The organism is Acinetobacter sp. WZC-1 (assembly GCF_052544965.1).
In genome coordinates, this window is record NZ_CP199370.1 from 915,830 (window position 1) to 940,128 (window position 24,299).

Annotated in this window: 20 protein-coding genes, 2 tRNA genes and 1 pseudogene; 13 read left to right on the plus strand and 10 right to left on the minus strand. The window is 47.1% G+C overall.

Annotation, left to right across the window (positions count from 1 at the left end):
* Positions 1-126: 126 nt before the first annotated feature.
* A complete protein-coding gene (locus ACT6PV_RS04305) occupies positions 127-453 on the plus strand; it encodes an MGMT family protein (RefSeq protein ID WP_445115235.1) in 327 nt (108 codons plus the stop codon).
* A 91-nt stretch (positions 454-544) separates the two neighbouring features.
* Entirely contained in the window at positions 545-673 is a 129-nt protein-coding gene (locus tag ACT6PV_RS04310; RefSeq protein WP_445115236.1) for a hypothetical protein, read from the plus strand.
* 25 nt (positions 674-698) lie between these two features.
* Here the strand turns inward: ACT6PV_RS04310 and greA are convergent, their stop codons facing one another.
* The 5 genes from greA to yhbY all read right to left on the minus strand — a co-directional run bounded on the left by greA (position 699) and on the right by yhbY (position 6,962).
* The gene (gene greA / locus ACT6PV_RS04315; RefSeq protein ID WP_445115237.1) at positions 699-1,175 is read right to left on the minus strand and encodes a transcription elongation factor GreA; all 477 of its coding nucleotides are present in this window, start codon (positions 1,173-1,175) and stop codon (positions 699-701) included.
* A 93-nt stretch (positions 1,176-1,268) separates the two neighbouring features.
* Entirely contained in the window at positions 1,269-4,502 is a 3,234-nt protein-coding gene (gene carB, locus ACT6PV_RS04320; protein WP_445115238.1) for a carbamoyl-phosphate synthase large subunit, read from the minus strand.
* Positions 4,503-4,517: 15 nt separating this feature from the next.
* On the minus strand, positions 4,518-5,657 hold the full coding sequence (gene carA, locus ACT6PV_RS04325) for a glutamine-hydrolyzing carbamoyl-phosphate synthase small subunit (protein ID WP_445115239.1): 1,140 nt from the start codon (positions 5,655-5,657) through the stop codon (positions 4,518-4,520).
* A 409-nt stretch (positions 5,658-6,066) separates the two neighbouring features.
* Positions 6,067-6,621, minus strand: coding sequence for a DOMON-like domain-containing protein (locus tag ACT6PV_RS04330; protein ID WP_445115240.1), 555 nt, complete (start codon positions 6,619-6,621; stop codon positions 6,067-6,069).
* Between the two features lie 17 nt (positions 6,622-6,638).
* On the minus strand, positions 6,639-6,962 hold the full coding sequence (gene yhbY, locus ACT6PV_RS04335) for a ribosome assembly RNA-binding protein YhbY (protein ID WP_445115241.1): 324 nt from the start codon (positions 6,960-6,962) through the stop codon (positions 6,639-6,641).
* Positions 6,963-7,167: 205 nt separating this feature from the next.
* Here yhbY and rlmE point away from each other — a divergent pair, with 205 nt between their 5' ends.
* The 4 genes from rlmE (at position 7,168) to ACT6PV_RS04355 (ending at position 12,917) form a co-directional block, all read left to right on the plus strand.
* The gene (gene rlmE / locus ACT6PV_RS04340; protein ID WP_445115242.1) at positions 7,168-7,818 is read left to right on the plus strand and encodes a 23S rRNA (uridine(2552)-2'-O)-methyltransferase RlmE; all 651 of its coding nucleotides are present in this window, start codon (positions 7,168-7,170) and stop codon (positions 7,816-7,818) included.
* Positions 7,819-7,946: 128 nt separating this feature from the next.
* Entirely contained in the window at positions 7,947-9,836 is a 1,890-nt protein-coding gene (ftsH, locus tag ACT6PV_RS04345) for an ATP-dependent zinc metalloprotease FtsH (RefSeq protein ID WP_445115243.1), read from the plus strand.
* A gap of 110 nt (positions 9,837-9,946) precedes the next feature.
* Complete coding sequence (folP, locus tag ACT6PV_RS04350; protein WP_445115244.1) at positions 9,947-10,798, plus strand: dihydropteroate synthase; 852 nt, start codon at positions 9,947-9,949, stop codon at positions 10,796-10,798.
* 307 nt (positions 10,799-11,105) lie between these two features.
* Entirely contained in the window at positions 11,106-12,917 is a 1,812-nt protein-coding gene (locus ACT6PV_RS04355; RefSeq protein WP_445115245.1) for an alkaline phosphatase D family protein, read from the plus strand.
* A 256-nt stretch (positions 12,918-13,173) separates the two neighbouring features.
* Here ACT6PV_RS04355 and ACT6PV_RS04360 read toward each other — a convergent pair.
* A tRNA-Leu gene (locus ACT6PV_RS04360) sits at positions 13,174-13,259 on the minus strand.
* 19 nt (positions 13,260-13,278) lie between these two features.
* Positions 13,279-13,352 (minus strand) — tRNA-Cys (locus tag ACT6PV_RS04365).
* 152 nt (positions 13,353-13,504) lie between these two features.
* Between ACT6PV_RS04365 and folD the strand changes: the two genes are divergently transcribed.
* Positions 13,505-14,353, plus strand: a complete 849-nt coding sequence (gene folD / locus ACT6PV_RS04370) for a bifunctional methylenetetrahydrofolate dehydrogenase/methenyltetrahydrofolate cyclohydrolase FolD (RefSeq protein WP_445115246.1) — start codon at positions 13,505-13,507, stop codon at positions 14,351-14,353.
* A gap of 76 nt (positions 14,354-14,429) precedes the next feature.
* Positions 14,430-15,098, plus strand: a complete 669-nt coding sequence (locus ACT6PV_RS04375) for a class I SAM-dependent methyltransferase (RefSeq protein WP_445115247.1) — start codon at positions 14,430-14,432, stop codon at positions 15,096-15,098.
* Positions 15,099-15,131: 33 nt separating this feature from the next.
* Here ACT6PV_RS04375 and ACT6PV_RS04380 read toward each other — a convergent pair whose 3' ends face one another.
* Entirely contained in the window at positions 15,132-15,560 is a 429-nt protein-coding gene (locus tag ACT6PV_RS04380; RefSeq protein ID WP_445115248.1) for a hypothetical protein, read from the minus strand.
* A gap of 276 nt (positions 15,561-15,836) precedes the next feature.
* Here ACT6PV_RS04380 and glpD point away from each other — a divergent pair.
* A pseudogene (gene glpD / locus ACT6PV_RS04385) lies at positions 15,837-17,365 on the plus strand (glycerol-3-phosphate dehydrogenase).
* A gap of 136 nt (positions 17,366-17,501) precedes the next feature.
* On the opposite strand, the gene ACT6PV_RS04390 reads toward glpD, so the two are convergent.
* Together ACT6PV_RS04390 and ACT6PV_RS04395 are read right to left on the minus strand one after the other, a co-directional pair.
* Positions 17,502-17,903, minus strand: coding sequence for a hypothetical protein (locus ACT6PV_RS04390; RefSeq protein WP_445115249.1), 402 nt, complete (start codon positions 17,901-17,903; stop codon positions 17,502-17,504).
* Positions 17,904-17,976: 73 nt separating this feature from the next.
* Positions 17,977-19,806, minus strand: a complete 1,830-nt coding sequence (locus tag ACT6PV_RS04395) for a phosphoenolpyruvate carboxykinase (GTP) (protein ID WP_445115250.1) — start codon at positions 19,804-19,806, stop codon at positions 17,977-17,979.
* Between the two features lie 403 nt (positions 19,807-20,209).
* On the opposite strand from ACT6PV_RS04395, the gene ACT6PV_RS04400 reads away from it, so the two are divergent.
* The 4 genes from ACT6PV_RS04400 to groL all read left to right on the plus strand — a co-directional run bounded on the left by ACT6PV_RS04400 (position 20,210) and on the right by groL (position 24,073).
* Positions 20,210-21,148 (plus strand): diacylglycerol/lipid kinase family protein, encoded by a 939-nt coding sequence (locus ACT6PV_RS04400; RefSeq protein ID WP_445115251.1) that lies wholly within the window; start codon positions 20,210-20,212, stop codon positions 21,146-21,148.
* The gene (locus ACT6PV_RS04405) at positions 21,129-21,887 is read left to right on the plus strand and encodes a metallophosphoesterase family protein (protein ID WP_445115252.1); all 759 of its coding nucleotides are present in this window, start codon (positions 21,129-21,131) and stop codon (positions 21,885-21,887) included. Before ACT6PV_RS04400 ends, ACT6PV_RS04405 begins: the two co-directional genes overlap by 20 nt.
* A gap of 202 nt (positions 21,888-22,089) precedes the next feature.
* The gene (locus ACT6PV_RS04410) at positions 22,090-22,380 is read left to right on the plus strand and encodes a co-chaperone GroES (protein WP_445115253.1); all 291 of its coding nucleotides are present in this window, start codon (positions 22,090-22,092) and stop codon (positions 22,378-22,380) included.
* 58 nt (positions 22,381-22,438) lie between these two features.
* Positions 22,439-24,073, plus strand: a complete 1,635-nt coding sequence (groL, locus tag ACT6PV_RS04415; RefSeq protein ID WP_445115254.1) for a chaperonin GroEL — start codon at positions 22,439-22,441, stop codon at positions 24,071-24,073.
* Positions 24,074-24,299: the final 226 nt, after the last annotated feature.

Consider the following 24,299-nt stretch of genomic DNA (forward strand, 5'->3'; position numbering starts at 1 on the left):
TGAAACCGTTTTGATGAAATGATTCTGATCAAATGGGTCAGGCTGCCATTCTGAATGGCTGCAATAACTGGTCATATGACTTGATATATAAAACACCGTTGATGTTGTTCATGGGGAGAAAATGTCATGCAGGAAGAAAATCTGTCTCATCGTGATGAACTGGCCAGAATGATTCTGGCGGTGGTGGCTTTAATCCCTCATGGAAAAGTGGCCAGTTATGGGCAGGTGGCCAGAATGGCAGGTTTGCCCAGACATGCGCGACTGGTGGGGCGAGTGCTGGGGCAGATGGAAGCGGGAGTTGATATTCCCTGGCATCGTGTGATTAATTCTCAGGGGAGAATCAGGGTAAATAAACTGAATGAGCAGGGCGAGAATATTCAGCAGATTAAATTGCTGGAAGAAGGGGTTGTAGTCCTGAATGGCAAGGTCAATATGAAACAGTTTGTGTGGTAGGGATTTACCGACAGCATCAGTGCAACGTCATGCATATTTTCAGTGAAATAATGCAGCCATATAGTTTCTGGCTGTATGGATCGTGAATGCTATGTCCTGGGAAGAAAGGGCGTCCTGGGAAGGTCAGAGTCAGCGTGAAAATAAAAAAGACTGCATCCAGGCATCACAGAACCGTGTTTTAAACAAACTGAATCCACCTGTGTGGTGGATTCAGTTGTAATTGATATGGATGAAAGTCTGGGCGGTTAAAGATATTCAACTGCCATGATTTCATATTCCACCTCACCCTGTGGGGTGGTAATTTTGACTTCATCGCCCTCATTTTTGCTCAGCAGACCACGGGCAATGGGGGAGTTGACTGAAATTTTATTGATCTTAAAATCAGCTTCGTCATCACCTACAATTTTATAGGTTTTACGTTCTTCGGTTTCCAGGTTTTCAATGGTCACGGTGACGCCAAAGACCACACGACCATTTTGTTCAAGGTCCTTGACGTCAATGACCTGAACCGCGCCCAGTTTGCCCTCGATATCCTGAATGCGGCCTTCACAGAAGCCCTGTTGCTCACGTGCCGCATGGTATTCCGCATTTTCCTTTAAGTCCCCGTGTTCCCTTGCTTCTGCAATGGCAGCAATAATACGTGGACGATCAACTGTTTTCAGTTGATGCAATTCTTTCTCAAGAGCTTCTTTGCCCTCTGGCGTCATAGGATAACGTTGCATTGTTGTCCCTCATGTTCGGGTATTTAAAAAATACGGGTGTGGAAATGAAAAAATCCCGCCACCGATAGGTGACGGGACTTATCGGTAAAAGAATTAACCTGTGGTCTGCAAATCCTGCAGGCGATATACGTCCATTGGCAGTTTGATTGCTAAAGCCTGGCATACTGCATCAGCGCCACTCAGGGTTGTGGTGTAATACACTTTCCCCTGGAGTGCATAGCGACGGATTGAGAATGAATCCTGCTGAGCCTGTTTGCCTTCAGATGTATTGATAATGAGGTGAATTTCACCATTTTTCAAGCGGTCTACAATATGCGGACGACCTTCGGTGACTTTATTGACCCGTTCACAGGCAATACCTGCATTGGTAATCACCGTATGTGTACCTCCGGTTGCAATCAGCTTAAAGCCATAATCTGCAAGTTGTTGCGCAATTTGTGCAACAGCAGGTTTGTCAGAATCACGCACTGAAATAAAGGCATATTTTATTTCATCTGCGGTCGGTTTGCCCGGTAAACGTTCATTTGAGCCGAGTACCGCTTTATAGAAGGCTTCACCAAACGATTTACCCACACCCATGACTTCACCGGTGGATTTCATTTCAGGCCCAAGAATCGGGTCAACCCCCGGAAACTTGTTAAATGGAAACACCGCTTCCTTCACAGCAAAGTGAGCCGGAATAATTTCTTTTGTAAAGCCCTGCGATACCAGTGACTGACCAGCCATACAGCGTGCTGCAACTTTTGCCAGTGATTCACCAATGCATTTGGAAACAAATGGTACGGTCCGTGATGCACGTGGGTTTACTTCCAGAATATAGACATCATTGCCCTTGACGGCAAACTGTACATTCATCAGGCCAACTACACCCAATTCCCTGGCCATTGCCACGGTTTGACGGCGCATTTCGTCCTGAATGTCGCTGGACAGGGAATACGGTGGAATTGAACAGGCGGAATCACCGGAATGAATACCGGCCTGTTCAATGTGCTGCATAATGCCGCCAATCACTACATCCTTGCCATCAGAAATACAGTCCACATCGACTTCAATCGCGTCGTCCAGGAAGTGATCCAGCAATACCGGTGCTTCGTTGGAGGCCTGAACAGCATCACGCAGGTAGCGTCTCAGTTCGTCATCGTTGTACACAATTTCCATGGCGCGGCCACCCAGCACATAAGATGGACGGACCACCAGCGGATAACCGACTTTCGCGGCTTCAGCCATGCCTTCTTCGGCAGATTTGACAATGCTGTTGCTTGGCTGACGAAGCTGCAGGCGCTGAATCATCTGCTGGAAACGCTCACGGTCTTCTGCACGGTCAATGGCATCGGGGGATGTACCAATAATCGGTGCACCGGCTTCCTCAAGTGCCCTGGCCAGTTTCAATGGCGTCTGACCACCATATTGCACGATAATGCCTTTGGGTTTTTCAGTGCGTACAATTTCCAGCACATCTTCCAGTGTGATCGGTTCAAAGTACAGACGATCCGAAGTGTCATAATCTGTGGAAACGGTTTCAGGGTTACAGTTGACCATAATGGTTTCATAGCCATCTTCACGCATGGCAAGTGCTGCATGTACACAGCAGTAGTCAAACTCAATCCCCTGGCCAATACGGTTTGGACCACCGCCAATCACCATGATCTTATCTCTGGCAGACGGACTGGATTCACACTCTTCATCATAAGTGGAGTACATATAGGCTGTGTCAGATTCAAACTCAGCAGCACAGGTATCCACGCGTTTGTAAACCGGGTATACGCCCAGGTTCCAGCGGTGCTTACGGAATTGTTTCTGTGATATGCCCATCAGATTGGCAATGCGCAGGTCAGATAAGCCCTTGCGTTTGAATGAACGGATGTTGTCTGCATTCAGATCACTGAAGCCCAGTGTCTTCACCTGTTCTTCAGTTTTGATGATGTCTTCAATCTGAATCAGGAACCAGCGGTCAATATTGGTGGCTGCAAATACCTCGTCCAGGCTAAAGCCATGACGGAATGCATCGGCGATATACCAGATACGTTCGGGGCCGGGAACTTTCAGTTCCTGCAGGATTTTATCCCTTGCACCATCGGCACCCACTTCAACTTTTTCATCAAAACCGCTGTTGCCGGTTTCAAGGCCACGGAGTGCCTTTTGCAGTGATTCCTGGAAGTTACGGCCAATGGCCATCACTTCACCGACTGATTTCATCTGTGTGGTCAGAATGGCTTCTGCCTGAGGGAATTTCTCAAAGTTAAAGCGCGGGATTTTGGTGACCACATAGTCAATGGACGGTTCAAACGATGCAGGAGTGGTACCACCGGTAATGTCATTCTTTAATTCATCCAGGGTGTAGCCCACAGCCAGTTTTGCCGCAATTCTGGCAATTGGGAAACCGGTTGCCTTGGAGGCCAGGGCAGAGGAACGTGATACACGTGGATTCATCTCAATGACGACCATACGGCCATCTTTGGGGTTAATCCCGAACTGGACGTTTGAACCACCGGTTTCAACCCCGATCTCACGCAGAACCGCCAGTGATGCATTACGCATTAACTGGTATTCCTTATCGGTCAGGGTCTGTGCCGGAGCTACTGTGATGGAGTCGCCGGTATGTACGCCCATTGGGTCAAAGTTTTCAATGGCGCAGACGATAATGCAATTGTCATTTTTGTCCCGGACCACTTCCATTTCGTACTCTTTCCAGCCGATTAATGATTCATCAATCAGTAACTGGTGGGTCGGAGACAGGTCAAAGCCGCGCTCACAGATTTCAATGAATTCTTCACGATTATAGGCAATACCGCCACCGGAACCGCCCATCGTAAATGATGGACGAATAATGGAAGGAAAGCCCAGTTTTGCCTGGATTTCAAATGCTTCTTCCATCGAGCTTGCAACAGCAGCACGTGGACACTCAAGGCCAATACGATGCATGGCATCATCAAATAATTTACGATCTTCCGCCATTTCAATGGCTTCTTTGGTGGCACCGATCAGTTCAACATTGAATTTTTTGAGAATGCCGTGTTCATCCAGTGCAAGTGCACAGTTCAGTGCTGTCTGTCCACCCATGGTTGGCAGGATTGCATCCGGGCGTTCCTTTTCAATGATCTGCGCCACAGTCTGCCAGGTAATGGGTTCAATATAGGTCGCATCCGCCATTGACGGGTCGGTCATGATGGTGGCCGGGTTGGAGTTGACCAGGATAACGCGATAACCTTCCTCACGCAGTGCTTTACACGCCTGGGCACCGGAATAATCAAACTCACAGGCCTGACCGATCACAATCGGCCCTGCACCAATAATTAAGATGCTTTTTATGTCTGTACGTTTAGGCATATCTGAGTTCCTTAATTACGGTCTGGCGAATTGAATAAGTTCGATAAAATGATCGAACAGCGGGGCACAGTCATGTGGACCGGGACTTGCTTCAGGATGACCCTGGAAGCTGAATGCAGGTTTGTCTGTACGATGAATGCCCTGGTTGGTTCCATCGAACAGTGAGCGATGGGTCACTTTCAGGTTTGCCGGCAAGGTAGACTCATCCACGGCAAATCCGTGATTCTGTGAGGTGATCATGACGGTGCCATCTTCGATGCTCTGTACCGGATGGTTGGCTCCATGATGACCATGATTCATTTTCATGGTTTTTGCACCGGATGCCAGTGCCAGAATCTGATGCCCCAGGCAGATGCCGAATACCGGAATTTCGGTTGTTTCAACAATAGTTTTGACCGCCTGAATGGCATAGTCACATGCCGCAGGGTCGCCGGGACCATTGGAAAGAAAAATACCATCCGGATTCATGGCCAGGACTTTTTCTGCCGGAGTTTCCGCCGGGACCACTGTCAGTCTGCAGCCACGGTCTGCAAGCATACGCAGGATGTTGGTTTTGACACCGTAATCGTATGCAACCACATGAAATTTAAGTTCGGGTTGAGCGAAGCCCTGTCCCAGCCTCCAGGAACCGGCTGTCCATTCAAAACCGTCAGGGTCACAGCATTCCTTTGCCAGGTCCAGTCCGTTTAAGCCCCCGAATGCACGGGCTTTTGCCAGCGCCTCTTCTGCAGTAATATGTTCACCGGCAAGGATGCAGCCATTCTGTGCGCCTTTATCCCGCAGGATTCGTGTGAGCTTGCGTGTATCAATATCGGCAATGGCAACGATCTGGTGTTGTTTTAAATAGTCGCCCAGTGACTGGCTGGCACGGAAATTACTGTGCAACAAAGGCAGATCACGAATGATTAAACCATTTGCCCATACTTTATGAATTCGACCGGACTCAGCATCTTCTTCATTACAGCCGGTATTACCGATATGCGGATAAGTCAAAGTGACCAGTTGCTGTGCATAACTCGGGTCAGTCAGAATTTCCTGATAACCGGTCATGGCTGTATTAAAAACGACTTCACCAGTCGTATTTCCCGTCGCGCCAATGGATGTACCTTTAAAGATCGTTCCATCTGCGAGGGCTAAAATCGCGGGGATGCTCAAACCAAAGCTCCTGAACTCAAAACCACAAAATAGGGCTGTAAAAAAGCGAGTAGACGAAAAAAAAGGAAGGCCATTCTAAAACCTTTCCTCCTCATGTCTGCTCGCTTGAACTTAACAGCGCATTATACGCATGAAAGGGCTTAAAGTCCACGTAAAATACCAGTAAACTACTGGATTATTGGCTTGCTTTTTAAATTTTTTTCTCATTTTAAAAGTGCGATATACAGGTTGGATCGATCGAATTTTCAATCATATATTTTTATCTGGGATTTATTTAAAAGCACGGTTGAGGCTATCTGTTTGATATTGTTTTTAAATCATGCGGCATGCAGCATGTATATTTTACCTGATGGTAAAAAATACCGGGCAGGGCTGTGTTTTATATTTTAAAAGCAATGAATAATTAAACTCAGAAGCGATGCAGCCAGTCCCGTTTGTTATGAAAGTCGGCAGTCGGACTGCTGTGTTGTATGGCGTAGTGATGCTGTTGATCTGCGTGCTGACGGTCTGTAATGTTAATTACGGCGCTGAGACCGAAAAACAGATCCGCCCATTTCAGATTGTTTTCGGTCATGAAGTCGGTCAGATCCAGGCTGACGTTCAGTCCATAATGTGTACGCTGCAATTGATTCAGCGCAATATCATGGGCAGTGCGGGGAGGCATATCTTCAGGGTAGCGGTATTCTTCAAACTGATAGACCTGCCATGCCTGAGAGGGAGAGAGGTTAATTTCCCGATAAAAGTCCTGATGCTGGACACCGACAAAGATTTCAAAGCAGGTTTGTTGCCATAAGTAGTCCCGGCGTGGATGTCCGGCAATTGAATCAGGATATTGAATCAGCTGATCCGGGTCACGAATCCAGTAACCGGCATTCAGGGTAAATGGACTTTGCTGTTCAACCGCTGCAACCACCGAGATGGATGGTGGTGCCCGATCAAAAGCATGTAATTCATAACTTGCCATAAAGAACCAGCGTTATTTTATCTGGCCGAATGCGCATAACGGACAAGGTTGGAGAGCTTCGGGTTCTGCTGCTGAGCTTTTTTATAGAGCAGGACAATTTTACCGATGGTCTGTACAATCTGTGATTCAGTGGCCTCAGCAATTTCCGTGATTGCTGCGGCCCGTGCTTCACGGTCTTCCCCGGCAATTTTGACTTTAATTAATTCATGGTCATTTAAGGCACGTCGGATTTCTTCAATGACATTTTCAGTCAGTCCCTGTCCGCCAGTCATGACCACAGGGTTAAGTGCATGCCCGATTTGACGTAAACGTTTACGTTCCTGAATGGATAAAGCTGCCATATAAAAAAGAAACCTGATTTTAACTAACGGGCTATTATAGCAAAACCGGACCTTAAATGTGCCGGAATTTCAGCAAATAATTCATACAGGCGCCTGATGGGAATAATCTGCAGAAGAATGCAGACAGATAAAGATGAATACTGCATCAAAGCGGATTCTGGAGTACAATTGAACATTGCAATCCTGTATCAGTCAATAAAGAGTTATGGCAACACGCATTACCAACCAGAAATTATCCAAAAGCAGCCGTGCATGGATGAGGGAACACCTGGATGACCCTTTTGTGAAGAAAGCACAGAAAGAGGGGTATCGGGCTCGTGCGGCATATAAACTACTGGAGATACAAGAAAAATATAAAATGATTAAACCCGGGATGACAGTAGTCGACCTGGGGGCTGCACCGGGCAGCTGGTCTCAGATTGCCGGAAAACTGGTGGGAGATCGGGGCCTGGTGGTTGCATCGGATATCCTGGAAATGGACGCATTGCCTGATGTGACTTTTTTACAGGGTGATTTCCGTGAAGAAGAAGTTTTCGAAAAATTGTTAAATATTTTAAATGGACGTACAGTAGACATTGTAATTTCAGATATGGCCCCCAATACATCAGGTAACAGGTCTGTTGACCAGCCCCGGCAGATTTATCTGTGTGAACTGGCGCTGCATTTTGCCAGCAAGGTGCTGGGACCAAAAGGGCAATTTGTGGTCAAAGTTTTCCAGGGAGAAGGCTTTGATGAATTTCGAAAGCAGGTGGTCGACAGTTTTGATGTACTGAAAACAGCAAAACCTGCTGCTTCACGTGCACGTTCGAAAGAAGTTTTTTTAATTGGACAGGGTCGTAAAAAGGTTTCGCAGTAAAGTTTACTTGCCAAGTTGTTAGAAATTGTGCATTTTGTACCTTTTGCGAAATTCATTTTACTTGCTTTTGTCAGGGTCAGCCAGCGGTTGTGGGCATGATCAAATTAGATTGATATGGGAATAGAGCTTTGAGCGATCTTTTCAAAAACGCCGTATTGTGGCTGGTCATACTGGGTGTGCTGATTTTAATTTTCAGTAACATCAGTGACCGCAAAAAGCCGGCAGTAATGAACTATTCAGAGTTCGTTACAGCAGTGAATGCGGGACAGGTTAAGCAGGTCACAATTGATGGCGAAAGAATAAACGGCGAAAAAACAAATGGTTCGCCCTTTGAAAGTATTCGCCCTGCGGTTCAGGATCCTGAGCTGATGCCGAATCTGATCAAAAACAAAGTTGTCGTTGAAGGAACTGCACCTCAGCGTCAGGGTTTGTTGATGCAGCTTCTCATTGCAAGTTTTCCTGTACTTCTGATTATTTTACTGTTCATGTTCTTTATGCGAAACATGGGTGGTGGTACAGGCGGTAAAAACGGTCCGATGAGTTTTGGTAAGTCCAAGGCAAAAATGCTGGCCGAAGATCAGATTAAAGTGACATTCACCGATGTTGCCGGCTGTGATGAAGCCAAGCAGGAAGTAGTTGAAATTGTAGACTTCCTGAAGGATCCGGCAAAATTCAAGCGGCTGGGTGCCAGTATTCCGACCGGGGTGTTGATGGTTGGTCCTCCGGGGACTGGTAAAACCCTGTTGGCAAAAGCCATTGCCGGTGAAGCCAAGGTTCCATTCTTCAGTATTTCCGGTTCTGACTTTGTTGAAATGTTCGTGGGGGTGGGTGCATCCCGTGTCCGCGACATGTTTGAGCAGGCCAAACGCCATGCGCCATGTATCATCTTTATTGATGAGATTGATGCTGTTGGTCGTCACCGTGGCTCAGGTACCGGTGGTGGTCACGATGAACGTGAGCAGACCCTGAACCAGATGCTGGTGGAAATGGATGGTTTTGAAGGCAATGAAGGGATTATCGTCATTGCAGCAACCAACCGTGCCGATGTACTGGATAAAGCCCTGCTGCGTCCAGGTCGTTTTGACCGCCAGGTGATGGTTGGTTTGCCGGATATCAAGGGCCGTGAACAGATTCTGAATGTGCATCTGAAAAAACTGCCTTCAGTAACCGGTGTGGATGTCAAGGTACTTGCACGGGGTACGCCGGGCTTCTCCGGTGCGCAACTGGCAAACCTGGTGAACGAAGCTGCACTGTTTGCTGCACGCCGCAATAAGAACACGGTTGACATGCATGACTTTGAAGATGCAAAAGATAAGCTGTACATGGGACCTGAACGCAAGTCGATGGTGATCCGTGACGAAGAGCGTCGTGCAACAGCTTACCATGAGGCGGGACATGCCATTGTTGCTGAAATTCTGCCGGGGACTGACCCTGTGCATAAAGTGACAATCATGCCGCGTGGCTGGGCACTGGGTGTAACCTGGCAGTTGCCTGAACATGACCAGACCAGCAATTACAAAGACAAAATGCTGAACGAAATTTCAATTTTGTTTGGTGGTCGTATTGCTGAGGAAGTGTTTGTCAATCAGATGTCAACAGGTGCATCCAACGACTTTGAACGTGCAACCAAAATGGCACGGGCAATGGTGACCAAGTATGGTATGTCTGATAGAATGGGTGTCATGGTTTATGAAGATGAATCACAGCAGTCATTTATGGGTAGCCTGGGTAGCCGGACCATTTCTGAGGCAACTCAGCAACAGGTTGATCAGGAAGTACGTCGTATTCTGGATGAACAATATAAAGTTGCCCGGGGAATTCTTGAAAGTAACAAGGATATTGCCCATGCAATGGTCAAGGCACTGATGGAATGGGAAACCATTGATCGTGAACAGATCCGTGACATCATGGAAGGTCGTGAGCCAAAACCACCGAAGATATATGTTGCAGATAATCCGGTGATTGATGTCATGCCGACAGATGGTCCATCCACACCGCCGCCTTTACCGGCAACCTGATGTGATTTGAACTGTCAGTCAAAAGAGCTTCTGTTAAGAGGCTCTTTCCATATGCTGCCCAGGTTAATATTGGGCTGGATATCTTTGGGTGAATAAGGGGAATTTCTGATATGCGTCTTGTGCCATTACCTATGCGGACATTGCAATGCGGGCCTTTGAAGCTGGATCTGTCTGAGCCGAATATTATGGGCATTCTGAATGTCACACCGGATTCATTCAGTGATGGTGGTCAATATCTGAATCCGGTACATGCAGTTGAACATGCCCTGCAGATGATGGCTGATGGCGCAACAATCATTGATATCGGTGGTGAATCCACCCGTCCGGGTGCAGCTTTTGTTGGGGTGGAAGAAGAGATCCGGCGGGTCATCCCCGTGGTGCAGGCCCTGTCTGAATATGAAGTGGTACTGTCTATTGACAGTTCTGAGCCGCAGTTGATTCGTGAAGCGGTCAGGGCAGGTGCACATATCTGGAATGATGTGCGGGGGCTGACCCGGCCCGGTGCGCTGCAAACTGCTGCTGAGCTGGCGATACCGGTCATTATCATGCATATGCGTGGTGAACCGGCGACCATGAATGATTTTGCTCAGTATGACGATGTCAGCCGCGAGGTCATGCAGGAATTGCAGCAGCGGGTGGATGCAGCGCTGAGTGCAGGCATTCATGCTGAAAATATTATCATCGATCCAGGGTTTGGCTTCGCTAAAAATACCCGGCAGAACTTAGAATTGCTGCAGGAATTATACCGTTTGGATGCGATGGGCTATCCACTCCTGTCCGGGCTTTCACGCAAGCGTTTTATTGGTGAAGTATTACAGGGTGCAGACGCGCAGCATCGGGCAGTGGGATCGGTTGCAGGGCATTTACTGAGCATTCAGCAGGGGGCGAGTATCATACGGACCCATGATGTTAAAGCCATGCACGATGCGATCAGTATATGGCGGGCCATGATCCAGGCTTAGCGGTATAAAAATAGTCATAAATGATAAAAATCAGAGAAAGATCAGCTTTTAATTTTTATTTCCGGCCGTATTGAGGGCTTAAAATTCACTATATTTGTGTAGTAATAATGTACATCATTCATCTGGATAAAAGAACTTTCATTCAGTATTCATGGCCTTTTTAATGAATTCATAACTTTACATGACGGACTATTCTGTTCCATAAAATCACTGCGCCGGCCTGTCACCATTCTTTCATTAATCTGATATCCAGCTGAAACATTTACGGTCTAATTTTGACCGGATTCAAATTTCAGGAAAACAAATAATGTCATCGAATATGTCACGCCGTGAACTTATTCAAAAGTCACTGGCCGGCTTTGGAGCGATATCATTACCGATTGGACTGACTGCCTGTGGCGGGTCAGGATCTGAAGGAACGCAGAGTTCATTTATTCCAACAGTAAAGGCTGGATTTCAGCATGGTATTGCCAGTGGTGATCCACTTCAGGACAGAGTCATCCTGTGGACCAGGTTAACGCCGGAAGATACTTCGGCACGTCTGGAAGTCGGCTGGGAAATTGCAACCGACCGGGATTTCAGGAATGTGATCAATAGCGGAAAGGTCCTGACCACACAGGCGCAGGATTTTACCATTAAAGTGGATGCAGATGGATTGCTGCCGGCGCAGACCTATTTTTACCGCTTTACATACGGTGACATCATTTCTCCGATCGGACGGACTAAGACATTGCCTGAAACTACCGATCTGGTCAGATTCGCAGTCTGTTCGTGTTCCAATTATCCGGCAGGCTATTTCTACGTGTATCGGGAAATAGCAAAGCAGGAAGTCGATGTGGTACTTCATCTGGGTGATTATATTTATGAATATGGTCAGGGTGGATATGCAACTGAAGATGCTGAAAAAATGGATCGTCTGTTCGCTGCAGATAATACCAGGGAAATCATTCAACTGGATGATTACCGCAGACGCTATGCCCTGTACCGTACCGATGAAGATTTACAGGCAGTACATCAGCGGCATCCGTTTATTGTGATCTGGGATGACCACGAAGTAGCCAATGATACCTGGAAGGAAGGCGCACAAAATCACCAGTCGGATGAGGGTAATTTTGACGAGCGAAAACTGGCTGCATTACAGGCCTATTTTGAATGGATGCCTATACGTCCAATTGCTGAAAATGATCATTTACACATCTATCGTCAGTTCAATTTCGGTTCACTGGTGCAGCTGACCATGCTGGATACCCGGATACTGGCGCGTGATGAACAATTGAACTATGTGGATTACGCAACCAGTACAGGAGACCTGGACAGGGATCGGTTTATGAAGGATCTGAAGGATCCCAGTCGTACCATGATGGGATATGAACAGCGTGACTGGCTGCTTGAAAAAATTGAGCAGGCAGATGCAGTGTGGAATGTACTTGGACAGCAGGTATTAATGGGGAGAATATCGTTCCCACAGGAACTGATGATTCCTTTATACAAAGTTATCAACGCCGGTGATACTTCACCTGAGGTTGTTGGTGCAGCCAGGAATGAATTGATCCCGAAAGTGGCACAATTACTGTATTTCAAAAACCTGCAAAAGCTGGGTCTGCCGATCATTCTGCCGTGGAACAGAGACCGTATCAACAACGTTGCCCCATATAACCTGGATGCGTGGGATGGTTATTATGCGGAACGTGAAATCATTTTTAACAAGCTGAAAAGTCTGAATAAGAAAATGGTGGTATTGGCTGGGGACAGCCATAATTCATGGCATATCAATCTGCATACCGAAGCCGGTGATTATGTAGGGGTTGAGCTTGGCACGACCTCAGTCACCTCCCCGGGTATAGAAAAATATGTGGGGGCAAATTCAGATCTTGTAGAGAACATTGCTGAATCGGTCATTAAACTGTTTGCAGAGGATGTGAAATACACCAATTTACGTTATCGTGGTTATCTGAAAGTCAGTTTCATGCCGGATGTGATGCAGTCTGAATGGATTCATATCAATACAGTGAAGGACAAGCAGTATCAAGTGGTGGATGCCCAGCATGGCTATAGAGTGAGTTATGATACTCAACTGGCCGAAACAGAATTTGTTGAGCAGGTTAAACCGACTGTTTAAGTATTTATGTGAATGTAGAAAACCGGGCCAGTGCGTCCGGTTTTTTTGTTATGGTGCGGGCATCATGGCTGTCGTGTTCTATGGTGCTGTGATGTATTCAGATACCCAAAATTTCAGCAGATATAAAATAGAAGAAGACATTTCCGGCGAATAAGAGATTTAAAAACCTGGCTGGTTTTAATGTGTGAAAACGGATGGGTGAAAAAATGAGCCGGGATCAGGTGTTGTTATGATTGAAGCCTGATTGAATATCTGATGGTGCCCGGGGCCGGACTCGAACCGGCACGCTTTGAGGGCGGGGGATTTTAAATCCCCTGTGTCTACCTATTTCACCACCCGGGCATCGTTATATATACAAAACTGGAGGCGGAGGTCGGAATCGAACCGGCGTACACGGAGTTGCAGTCCGCTGCATGACCACTCTGCCACCCCGCCATGATTTTGTGATGCACATATTAGCAACCTTTCGGAAAAAAACAATAGAAAATTCAGTCAATATGCACAGAAAAACAACATCTAAAATAAATTTATCCCAATAATCATGTATTATTTGCAAAATTGATTCATATCTACCCGGGAGACGCGCTGTGGCATTGGTTTTAGATGGTCGTGTGCTGGCAAAACAAATAGAAACTGAGTTGTTGACACGTGTTGAAGCGTTAAAGCAAAAAACTGGGCGAACGCCAATTCTGGCAACAATTTTAGTGGGTGATGATGGCGCATCTGCGACCTATGTCCGCATGAAGGGCAATGCCTGTAAACGGGTGGGGATGGATTCGCTGAAGGTTGAGCTGGGGAAGGAAACCACAACAGAACAATTGTTGGCTGAAATTGAAAAGCTGAATGCCAATCCCGATGTACACGGGATTCTTTTACAGCACCCGGTGCCGGCTCAGATTGATGAACGGGCCTGTTTTGATGCCATTTCGCTGGCTAAGGATGTTGATGGTGTAACCTGCCAGGGCTTTGGCCGCATGGCAATGGGTGAGGCCGCTTATGGTTCAGCGACGCCCGCCGGAATTATGACCATCCTTCAGGAAAATAACATTGAGATTTCCGGGAAGCATGCAGTGGTGGTCGGGCGTTCTGCTATTCTGGGAAAACCAATGGCAATGATGCTGCTGCAGGCCAATGCAACAGTGACCATTTGTCATTCACACACTCAGAATTTACCGGAACTGGTCAGACAGGCGGATATTGTCGTGGGGGCAGTTGGTAAGGCGGAACTGATTCAGAGCAACTGGGTCAAACCGGGTGCAGTGGTGGTGGATGCCGGTTTCCATCCGCGTGATGGTGGTGGCGTGGGAGATATTCAACTGACCGGAATTGAGAACATTGCGTCTGCATACACACCGGTGCCGGGCGGAGTGGGGCCAATGACCATTACCACGCTGATCCGTCAGACGGTGGAAGCTGCTGAAAAGGCACTGGTCTGATTCAAATCGTTGCCGGGGGCGACTGCATGTATCCGGCTGGATTGATCAATTTGAAGGATTCGTCCGGAGTTTATCCATGAGCGATACTTTGCAGCCTCCCGGCACTCCTCGGCATTTACTTCAGGCCCTGCATGAGGTGATTCCCGGTTGTGAGCTGATGGTTCAGCAATTGCCGGAAATTCCCATTTCATTGTGGCTGATTCCACCGGTATTTCCGACTGATCGACTGGATGATGAGGTCATACGCCGGATCTGGAATGACACGCCCTACTGGATTTTCTGCTGGGCGTCAGGTCTGGCGATGGCACAATGGTTGCTGGCAGAGCCACATCATGTCAGGGACAAAGTGGTGCTGGACTTTGGTGCCGGCTCCGGTGTGGTGGCAATCGCAGCAAAAATGGCCGGTGCAAAACAGGTGATCTGCTGTGATATTGATCCGGTCAGTCTGGCTGCCTGTCGCGAAAATGCCCTGTTGAATGGGGTGACACTCGAGTACCTGGATGACCTGTACAGCGCGGCACAGGTGGATGTGCTGCTGGCCGCAGATGTGCTGTATGATCAGAGCAATCGCTTTTTTCTGGATGAATTTCTGAACTTTGCAGAAACAGTATGGGTGGCAGACAGTCGTGTAAAAAACTTCAGCCATCCCCGGTACATTAAACTGGAAGAGCACAGCGCAACCACCTGGCCGGATCTGGATGAAGCCAGGGAATTCCGCAATGTCAGTTTTTACAGGACGCGATAGGCGGCGTCCTGTCCATATTGCGGTTTCCGGGGATCATGAACAGGTATAGCGTACTACATGCAATGTCCCGGGCCGGGTTTCCAGGGCCTGACGTGTTGCATAGTCTTCACTATTGGTCAAACTCGGTGTATTGGACAATCCGAATGATGTTCTGGAGTGACCCAGCTGTACACCATACTGCTTTTCATTGGTCACAGCAGGGTTGGCAATTTCACTGCTGCTCAATACCGAGATTTTATAGCTTTTGCCTGGTCCCAGCACTTTCTGGCACGCCCGTTGTAATTTCTCATCATCCAGCTGACGATTTGCCCGCCCGGCCAGTGTGTAGGCCAGTGTTGCACTGGTGGCTGTCTGGTTTTCTATCTGATAGCCTGTAACGCCATTGTACTGACTTGGGGTGGTCTGACATGCTGCAAGCACCAGCGCCAGGCATCCAAGTGCTGTCAGTTTTACTGTATTCATCTTTAAAATACCCACTTTTGTTGTTGTTTTCAGTATGCCATAGCTGATTTTAATTAACGACGCCGGATTGACGTTAATTCTGAAACGCAGCTTTCCATTAAAGTAGCAGCAAAATTATGAATGATGGAGGAGTCTGCTGATGGATTATGAAAAGCTGAATACTGTTGCGGAAAGCTGAATATGGGGAAAGTGGACGTGTGAACTGTGGATGTTATAATCAGGCCCGATGTTCCCTTATATCTTTTTTTATAGAAAATAGATCAGGTGGTGACCGAAATGACCCATCCATCAGACAGTGTGAAATCTTATGATATTGCAGTTATTGGCGGTGGTATAAATGGAGTGGGAATTTCGGCTGATGCTGCCGGAAGAGGGTTATCTGTATTTCTGTGTGAAAAGGATGATCTGGCCAGTCACACGTCGTCTGCAAGCAGTAAGCTGATTCATGGCGGGTTGCGCTATCTGGAGCATAAAGAGTTCCGCCTGGTGCGTGAAGCCCTGGCTGAACGTGAAGTGCTGTTGACCAAAGCGCCGCATATTATCCGCCCCATGCGTTTTGTCATGCCGCATCGACCGCATTTGCGTCCGGCCTGGCTGATTCGTACCGGTCTGTTTTTGTATGATTATCTGGGAAAGCGTGAACAGCTGGCATCTTCAAATTCCGTGGTTTTTAATCCAGTTGAAAGTCCCTTAAAGCAGGATATGTATCGTGGTTTTGAATATTCGGACTGTGTGGTTGATGATGCCCGGCTGGTGGTGCTGAATGCCATGCAGGCACGTGAAAAGGGTGCGACTGTGGTAACCCGGACCCGGTGTGTTGCTGCGTGCAGAGCGCAGGGGAAATGGCAGGTGACCCTTGAAAATGAACAGGGGGTGTTTCAGATCAGTGCCGGTGTGCTGGTCAATGCCGCCGGGCCGTGGGTGAATCGGTTTATTCAGCAGGATCTACAACTGCCATCCCCTTACGGCATTCGCCTGATTCAGGGCAGTCATCTGGTTGTGCCGAAAATTTATGAAGGTGACAAAGCCTTCATTATGCAGAATGACGATCAGCGTATTGTGTTTGCCATTCCGTGGCTGAAACAATATACCCTGATTGGCACCACAGACCGTGAATATACCGGTGATCTGGATCATATTGAAATTACGGATGAAGAAACGGACTATTTGCTGGATGTTGCCAATACGCATTTTAAGGCGCAGCTCAGCCGTCAGGATATTGTCAGCACCTATTCCGGCGTGCGTGCCTTGTGTGATGATGAGTCGGATCAGGCTTCGGCAATTACCCGTGACTATACACTAGCTCTGTCTGAGCAGGAGGAAGGGCAGGCCGCATTATTGTCAGTGTTCGGCGGTAAATTAACCGCCTATCGGAAACTGGCAGAATCTGCAATGAAACTGCTGGACCGGATTTTTCCGGAAATGCAGAAGCCGTGGACAGTACAGGCATTATTACCTGGTGCAGAAGAACTGGATTCGGTTGAGCAGCTGGCGGAGCAGATGCTGCACAAAGTGAAGGGGCCTCTGTGGAACTGGCTGAACGCTGGGCCTGTGCTTATGGCACCAGGGCCTGGAAATTTTTAGATCATTCTGCGTCCATCCATGAACTGGGGCAGCATTTCGGGCATGGATTATATGCCCGGGAAGTTGACTATCTGGTGGATCAGGAATGGGCGATCTCCAGTACGGATATTTTATGGCGAAGAAGCAAACTGGGACTGGTATTTACTGAAGCAGAAACCATACGGCTGGATGATTATCTTGTGAAACTACATCGGCAGCGAAAACAGAACCAGGCGGCATAAATTGGCACAGGCAAATGAACAGACTTAAGCTTTGTCCTGTCTGCTGATGTAAAAGCGATGTCATGTAAAAACCTTGTAAAAATACCGTACAAAAAAGATCGCCATAGGGCGATCTTTTTTGTGTTGCCGGTAATGATTAACGGATTTCCTTACCGCCCATTGCCGTACAGTCGATTGGTGGCTGAGATTGCCACTGGATTGCGGTCCCGGAAACCACAGGTCTGACAATACGCCACGGCCAGAAACCAAAACGCTGACCTGCACGATAGTTGATAATGGCGTCAGCATGCAGCTTTCTTGCACTTTCAGCAAAACGGGGGTACAGCTCTTCAACACCGCCGTAGGTTCCCTTGCCCAGTTTAAGGCGTTTAATTACAGTGAACTTGCTATCGGCCGGTGCGACCTCAAGCAGGCAGACAGGTGTTTTTGCTGTGTCTACTTCTGGCATATTTTCTTCAGCACGAAGTGCGGTGTTCTGCGCCAGTGCAGCGCTGGAAAGGGTCAGCGTGGTCAGTATAAGAAGCAGCGTTTTTTTCATTGTATTCCCCAATTGTTGAGTAAAAAATAAGAAAAAGATCGCCGAAGCGATCTTTTCCATGGTTGATCAGTCGTTATGCAGATTTTACTGCATTCAATAACTCAGTCTGACGGTCCTTCAGTGCCTGAGGCAGACGAGGTCCCAACTTGTTAAACAGCTCAGTATGGCTTTCCAGCTCACTGATCCACTGTTGTTTGTCCTGGGTGGTGACGGTATTGAATTGTTCTTTAGTGAACTCAATCCCTTCCCAGTTCAGTTGTTCATAGGTAGGTACAAGACCAATCGGGGTTTCAGTTGCTTCAGCACGGCCTTCACAACGGTCAATAATCCACTCCAGGACCCGCATGTTCTGACCGAAACCAGGCCATACAAAGTTACCTTCGGCATCACGACGGAACCAGTTGACGTTGTAAATCTTAGGCAGTGCATTGCCGGCAGCTTTCGCTCTGGTGCTGACTGCTTCGCCCATTTCCAGCCAGTGACTGAAATAGTCTGCCATGTTGTAACCGGCAAATGGCAACATGGCAAATGGATCGCGACGTACAATACCCTGCTGGCCTACAGCCGCAGCAGTGGTTTCAGACCCCATGGTTGCTGCTTTATAGACACCATCGATCCAGTCAAAGGCTTCAGATACTAAAGGCACTGTATCTGCACGGCGGCCACCGAAGATAAAAGCAGAAATTGGAACACCGGCCGGGTTTTCCCAGTCTGCATCAATTGAAGGGCACTGACCGGCTGCTACGGTAAAGCGCGCATTCGGATGTGCAGCTTTTTCCTCACCGGTATGCGGCTGGCCTTTCCAGTTGGTCAGGTTGGCAGGTGCTTCCTTTGAAAGACCTTCCCACCAGACTTCGCCATTGTCAGTGACGGCAACGTTGGTATAAATGACATCCTTATACAGGGTTGCCATGCAGTTTGGATTGGTTTTGGTGTTGGTCCCCGGCGCTACGCCAAAGAAACCCGCTTCCGGATTGATTGCATACAGACGACCATCTTCACCTGGTTTAATCCAGGCAATATCATCACCGACCGTTTCAATTTTCCAGCCTTCGTAGCCTGCAGGTGGAATCAGCATGGCAAAGTTTGTTTTACCGCATGCGGAAGGGAATGCTGCTGCAATGTAGTGCTTTTCACCCTGTGGATTGGTCACGCCAAGAATCAGCATGTGTTCAGCAAGCCAACCCTGCTGACGACCCATGGAGGAGGCAATACGCAGTGCCAGGCATTTTTTACCCAATAAGGCATTGCCGCCGTAACCTGAACCGTAAGACCAGATTTCACGGGTTTCCGGGTAATGCACAATGTATTTTTCAGGGTTGCATGGCCATGCCACATCTTTCTGACCATTGATCAATGGCGCAGCGACGGTGTGTACACAGGGTACAAACTCACCATCTGTTCCCAGGACATCGTAGACCGCTTTACCCATGCGCGCCATTTTGCGCATGCTGACTGCAACATAAGGTGAATCTGTCAGTTCGATTCCGATGTGTGCAATATGACTGCCCAGTGGGCCCATGGAAAATGGCACCACATACATGGTGCGGCCTTCCATTGCACCATCAAATAAACCGTTCAGACGGGCACGCATTTCAGCAGGCGCTTCCCAGTTGTTGGTGGCACCGGCATCTTCCTGTTTTTCAGAGCAGATATAGGTACGGTCTTCAACACGGGCAACATCTGAAGGATCAGAATTTGCTAAATAGGAACCAGGATGCTTCTCCTGGTTTAACGCTTGCATGGTGCCGTTAGCGATCATCAAATCGATATAACGTTGATATTCTTCTTCGCTGCCGTCACACCATTCAATTTTTGCAGGTCTGGTTAATTCAGCAATTTCTTCAACCCATGCAATCAGCTTGGGATGACGAACAAATTCTGGTGCGTTCACTTGGGTCATGGTGAGGCCTATCTAAAAGATGTACAGTGTTATGTACACATAATCTGAATGGTGGGGTACAGCATTCAGATTTAAATATGAAAAAAGTGGCAGTATTAAAGCATAAATTCATAAAAAAAATAAGACGCAGGCTGTAAAATAGGTGTGATGCAATTATTGACATAAGTCTTTGTTAATTAATGTTATATAGTTGAATAATCGGGGTATTTTGAAACATATTTTTTTATTATGGATGGTATTTTTAAAAAAAATATTTTTAAAAATTAAAAACTTAATTATTTATTTTTGATGCAATTTATGATTGATTAAATAAATGAGTATCATTTGTATTTTACATAAAGGTACTGTTATCTGGCGAATATTTCGGCGAAATTAAAGGTATTACTGCAGAATAATCAGGACGATGCTGACACATTTAAAACCACTTTCCCTGATTTACAATGAAAAATCAGGATTTCATGCGAGTAAACACGAGGAAGTCTATGAGCAACTCATGACCATATGGACTGCTTATGGCTATGAAATACAGGTATTTGATGTCAGTACAGAGCCGGATATTGCAACGTTAATGGAGAAAGTGCGGCAGAGGCATGGAGAATATACAGCGCAGGGGGTGATTGTGGCGGCCGGCGGCGATGGTACCTTAAATGCGGTGGCTTCCATGCTGACCGGTCAGGATATTCCAATGGGGATTTTACCGTTGGGCACCTTTAATTATGTGGCTCGGGCGTTGAATATTCCGCTGGATATTATTGATGCGGCAAAGGTAATTGCAACCGGGGTTGCCCGGGCTTCCCATGTGGCCAGAATCAATGACCATATTTATTTAAATAATGCCAGCCTGGGGCTTTATCCCTTATTTATTAAAAAGCGTGAGCAATATAACCGCTGGTTTGGACGTTTGCCGTTGAATGCCTATACTTCGGGTCTGGATGTACTGATCCGGGACCGGAAGGAGCTGAAACTTGAGGTTGAGGTGGATGGCATAAAGTATCCGGTCAAAACCCCGTTGATTTTCTTTGGGAATAATCAGTTGCAGTTGGCAGAAATGAAACTGAAAATAGCGGAATGTGCAAAAATTGGGCAGGTTGCCGGTGTGGTTGTGGCAAAGGCAGATAAAATGACCTTGTTTAAGACGCTGTTTCAGCTGGTCCGTGGTCAGCTGGAAGAAGCATCTGATGTGTATAGTTTCAGTGCTGTTCAGGTCCGGGTGTATTCCAGAAAATCAAGATTGACGGTTGCAATTGACGGTGAAATTGTAGAAATGAATACCCCATTGCATATTCATGTTGAAAAGAATGCGCTGAACATTATGGTGCCTCATGCTGCTGCATCTGTCTGATCTGCATTTCGGTACCGAACGGGATGAATGTCTGCGGGCCATTCAAAAGTTCTGTGTGCAGCATCGACCTGAAGCGGTGGTGGTCAGCGGAGATCTGACCCAGCGGGCCAGGCGTAGTGAATTCCAGCGTTGTAGAGAATTTCTGACTTCGCTGCAAACACCTTATCTGGTGGTGCCGGGAAATCATGATATTCCGCTGTATCACCTTTGGCATCGACTATTGCGGCCCTTTGGTCTGTATCAGCTTTTTTTTGGCAGTCCTGAAAAAACCCTGGTCACGGCGCATTTTTATCTGATTGGGCTGAATAGCATTCGTCGGCGCTACCATACCCGGGGAGATATCTCAGTGGCACAGATTCAGCAGGTGGACCAGCAACTGCTGCAGGCGCCGAAGAATAAACTGAATATCATTGTCAGTCATCAGCCATTTTATACGGCCATTCAGGATCATCACCGCAGGGACTGTCCGGTACGGGCCCGGCGTGCGGTGAGCCAGTGGGGTGAACATGGTTTATTTGCATTATTGCATGGTCATTTGCACCATACTGCAGTGCATGACCTGAATCAGCTCTATGGCTTGCAGCTTGAACGTCCGGTTTATGAAGTCCACGCAGGGACTGCCACCTCATACCGTCTGTATCACCATATGCCCAACAGTTTTAATGTGATTTTGAATGATGGCCGTTTTCAGCATTATATTTTTGATGAAGCGACCCGGGAATTCATCTTAAAAGTCTGATCTGTACTGAAAATATTGAATATCTGAATAAAAGCATAAAAAAAGTACAAAATGATAAATATTTTTTGGTTTTCCCCTTGAAGAGAGTTTTTCCATCCCCACAAAAGTGTCATCGAAATTATTTTTAATGAATGATGACCCGAGGAATAAAAAGTCATCATCCCTGTCCACTATATAAGACTTAGTCTGATGGAGTTTTTTTATGAGCAATATTCGTCCATTGCATGATCGTGTGGTAATCCGTCGTGTTGAAGAAGAAACCAAAACTGCCGGAGGCATTCTGTTGCCGGGTTCAGCTGCTGAAAAACCTGCTCAGGGTGAAGTGATTGCTGTGGGTAATGGTCAGATCACGGACAATGGTGTACGCGCGTTGGATGTTAAAGTGGGTGATAAAGTACTGTTTGGTACTTATGCGGGTACGACGGTCAAAGTGAACGGTGAAGAACTGCTGATTATGAAGGAAGCTGATATTCTGGCGGTGCTGGAAGGTTGATTCCGACTGGTTTTTTGATGGAAAATTTTTAAAAATTTAAGAATATTTGGAGTTGAACATGTCAGCTAAAGACGTAAAATTTGGTGATTCAGCGCGTACAAAAATGATTGCCGGTGTCAACACACTTGCAGATGCAGTCAAAGTGACTTTAGGCCCGAAAGGCCGTAATGTAGTGATAGACCGTTCTTTCGGTGCACCGCACATTACCAAGGACGGTGTGACCGTTGCCAAGGAAATTTCACTTGCCGACAAATTTGAAAACATGGGCGCTCAGCTGGTTCGTGAAGTTTCATCAAAAACCAATGATATTGCCGGTGATGGTACCACCACTGCAACTGTACTTGCTCAGGCGATCTTAAATGAAGGGATCAAATCTGTGACTGCAGGGATGAACCCAATGGATCTGAAACGCGGTATTGACCTCGCGGTTAAGAAGGTTGTCGAAAACATTAAGGCAACGGCTAAACCTGCTTCAGATACCCGTGCCATTGAACAGGTCGGTTCGATCTCTGCCAACTCTGATGAAACAGTGGGTAAGCTGATTGCTCAGGCGATGGAAAAAGTTGGCAAGGAAGGCGTCATTACTGTTGAAGAAGGCTCAGGCTTTGAAGATGCATTGGATGTTGTGGAAGGTATGCAGTTTGACCGCGGTTATATCTCTCCGTATTTTGCCAATAAACAGGATACACTGACTGCGGAACTTGAAAATCCGTTCATTCTGTTGGTGGACAAAAAAATCAGTAACATCCGTGAGCTGATCACGACACTGGAAGCTGTTGCAAAAACCGGCAAGCCGCTGCTTATTATTGCTGAAGATGTTGAAGGTGAAGCACTGGCGACCCTGGTGGTCAATAATATGCGTGGCATCATCAAGGTGTGTGCTGTAAAAGCGCCGGGCTTTGGTGACCGTCGTAAGGCCATGTTGCAGGATATCGCAATTTTAACCGGTGCCAATGTGATTTCCGAAGAAGTCGGTATGTCACTTGAGCAGGCAACGCTGGAAGATCTGGGAACAGCGCATAAAGTTACCGTTTCCAAGGAAAATACCGTTATTGTTGACGGTGCCGGTGATACTGCTGCCATTGCTGAACGTGTTCAGCAGATTCGTGCCCAGGTGGAAGAGTCAACGTCTGAGTATGATAAGGAAAAACTGCAGGAACGTGTTGCCAAACTGGCAGGCGGTGTTGCCGTGATTAAAATCGGTGCAGCTACTGAAGTTGAAATGAAAGAGAAAAAAGACCGTGTCGACGATGCCCTGCACGCAACACGTGCTGCGGTTGAAGAGGGTGTGGTTGCCGGTGGTGGTGTTGCGCTGGTTCGTGCTGCAAAAGCGCTTGACGGTCTGGCAGGCATCAATGATGACCAGAATGCCGGGATCAACATTCTGCGCCGTGCTATTGAAGCACCACTGCGTCAGATCGTTGCCAATGCAGGTGATGAGCCTTCAGTGGTGATTAATGCAGTGAAACAGGGTGAAGGCAACTACGGTTATAATGCAGCAACCAGTGAATACGGCGATATGCTGGACATGGGGATTCTTGACCCGGCCAAAGTGACCCGTTCTGCACTTGAACATGCAGCTTCTGTTGCCGGTTTAATGCTGACAACTGAATGTATGATTACCGATATCCCTGAAGAAAAACCAGCCATGCCTGATATGGGCGGCATGGGTGGTATGGGCGGCATGATGTAAACCACTCATATGTAGTTTAAGTTATTATAATTTAATAATATTTAAACTATATTTGTTAAACTTACTCATAATGTTACTCACATTCGAGTTTGTTACAAAAAAGGTCACAAATTTATTTGTGACCTTTTTTAATGTTGCGGATTCCCATTCTACATAAAAGGTAAGAGTGATGTAATGCAGTAAGTACATACAACACCTGTACCTGGCCTGTAAATAAAAAATCCTC

Coding starts and splice junctions, on each gene's coding strand:
- ACT6PV_RS04410 (WP_445115253.1), top strand. CDS start 22,090: ATGAGCAATATTCGTCCATTGCATGATCGTGTGGTAATCCGTCGTGTT.
- ACT6PV_RS04390 (WP_445115249.1), bottom strand. CDS start 17,903: ATGAAAAAAACGCTGCTTCTTATACTGACCACGCTGACCCTTTCCAGC.
- ACT6PV_RS04355 (WP_445115245.1), top strand. CDS start 11,106: ATGTCATCGAATATGTCACGCCGTGAACTTATTCAAAAGTCACTGGCC.
- ACT6PV_RS04375 (WP_445115247.1), top strand. CDS start 14,430: ATGAGCGATACTTTGCAGCCTCCCGGCACTCCTCGGCATTTACTTCAG.
- carB (WP_445115238.1), bottom strand. CDS start 4,502: ATGCCTAAACGTACAGACATAAAAAGCATCTTAATTATTGGTGCAGGG.
- folP (WP_445115244.1), top strand. CDS start 9,947: ATGCGTCTTGTGCCATTACCTATGCGGACATTGCAATGCGGGCCTTTG.
- ACT6PV_RS04395 (WP_445115250.1), bottom strand. CDS start 19,806: ATGACCCAAGTGAACGCACCAGAATTTGTTCGTCATCCCAAGCTGATT.
- greA (WP_445115237.1), bottom strand. CDS start 1,175: ATGCAACGTTATCCTATGACGCCAGAGGGCAAAGAAGCTCTTGAGAAA.
- ACT6PV_RS04310 (WP_445115236.1), top strand. CDS start 545: ATGTCCTGGGAAGAAAGGGCGTCCTGGGAAGGTCAGAGTCAGCGTGAA.
- ACT6PV_RS04330 (WP_445115240.1), bottom strand. CDS start 6,621: ATGGCAAGTTATGAATTACATGCTTTTGATCGGGCACCACCATCCATC.
- ACT6PV_RS04400 (WP_445115251.1), top strand. CDS start 20,210: ATGCTGACACATTTAAAACCACTTTCCCTGATTTACAATGAAAAATCA.
- ACT6PV_RS04305 (WP_445115235.1), top strand. CDS start 127: ATGCAGGAAGAAAATCTGTCTCATCGTGATGAACTGGCCAGAATGATT.
- ACT6PV_RS04405 (WP_445115252.1), top strand. CDS start 21,129: ATGCTGCTGCATCTGTCTGATCTGCATTTCGGTACCGAACGGGATGAA.
- groL (WP_445115254.1), top strand. CDS start 22,439: ATGTCAGCTAAAGACGTAAAATTTGGTGATTCAGCGCGTACAAAAATG.
- yhbY (WP_445115241.1), bottom strand. CDS start 6,962: ATGGCAGCTTTATCCATTCAGGAACGTAAACGTTTACGTCAAATCGGG.
- ACT6PV_RS04380 (WP_445115248.1), bottom strand. CDS start 15,560: ATGAATACAGTAAAACTGACAGCACTTGGATGCCTGGCGCTGGTGCTT.
- rlmE (WP_445115242.1), top strand. CDS start 7,168: ATGGCAACACGCATTACCAACCAGAAATTATCCAAAAGCAGCCGTGCA.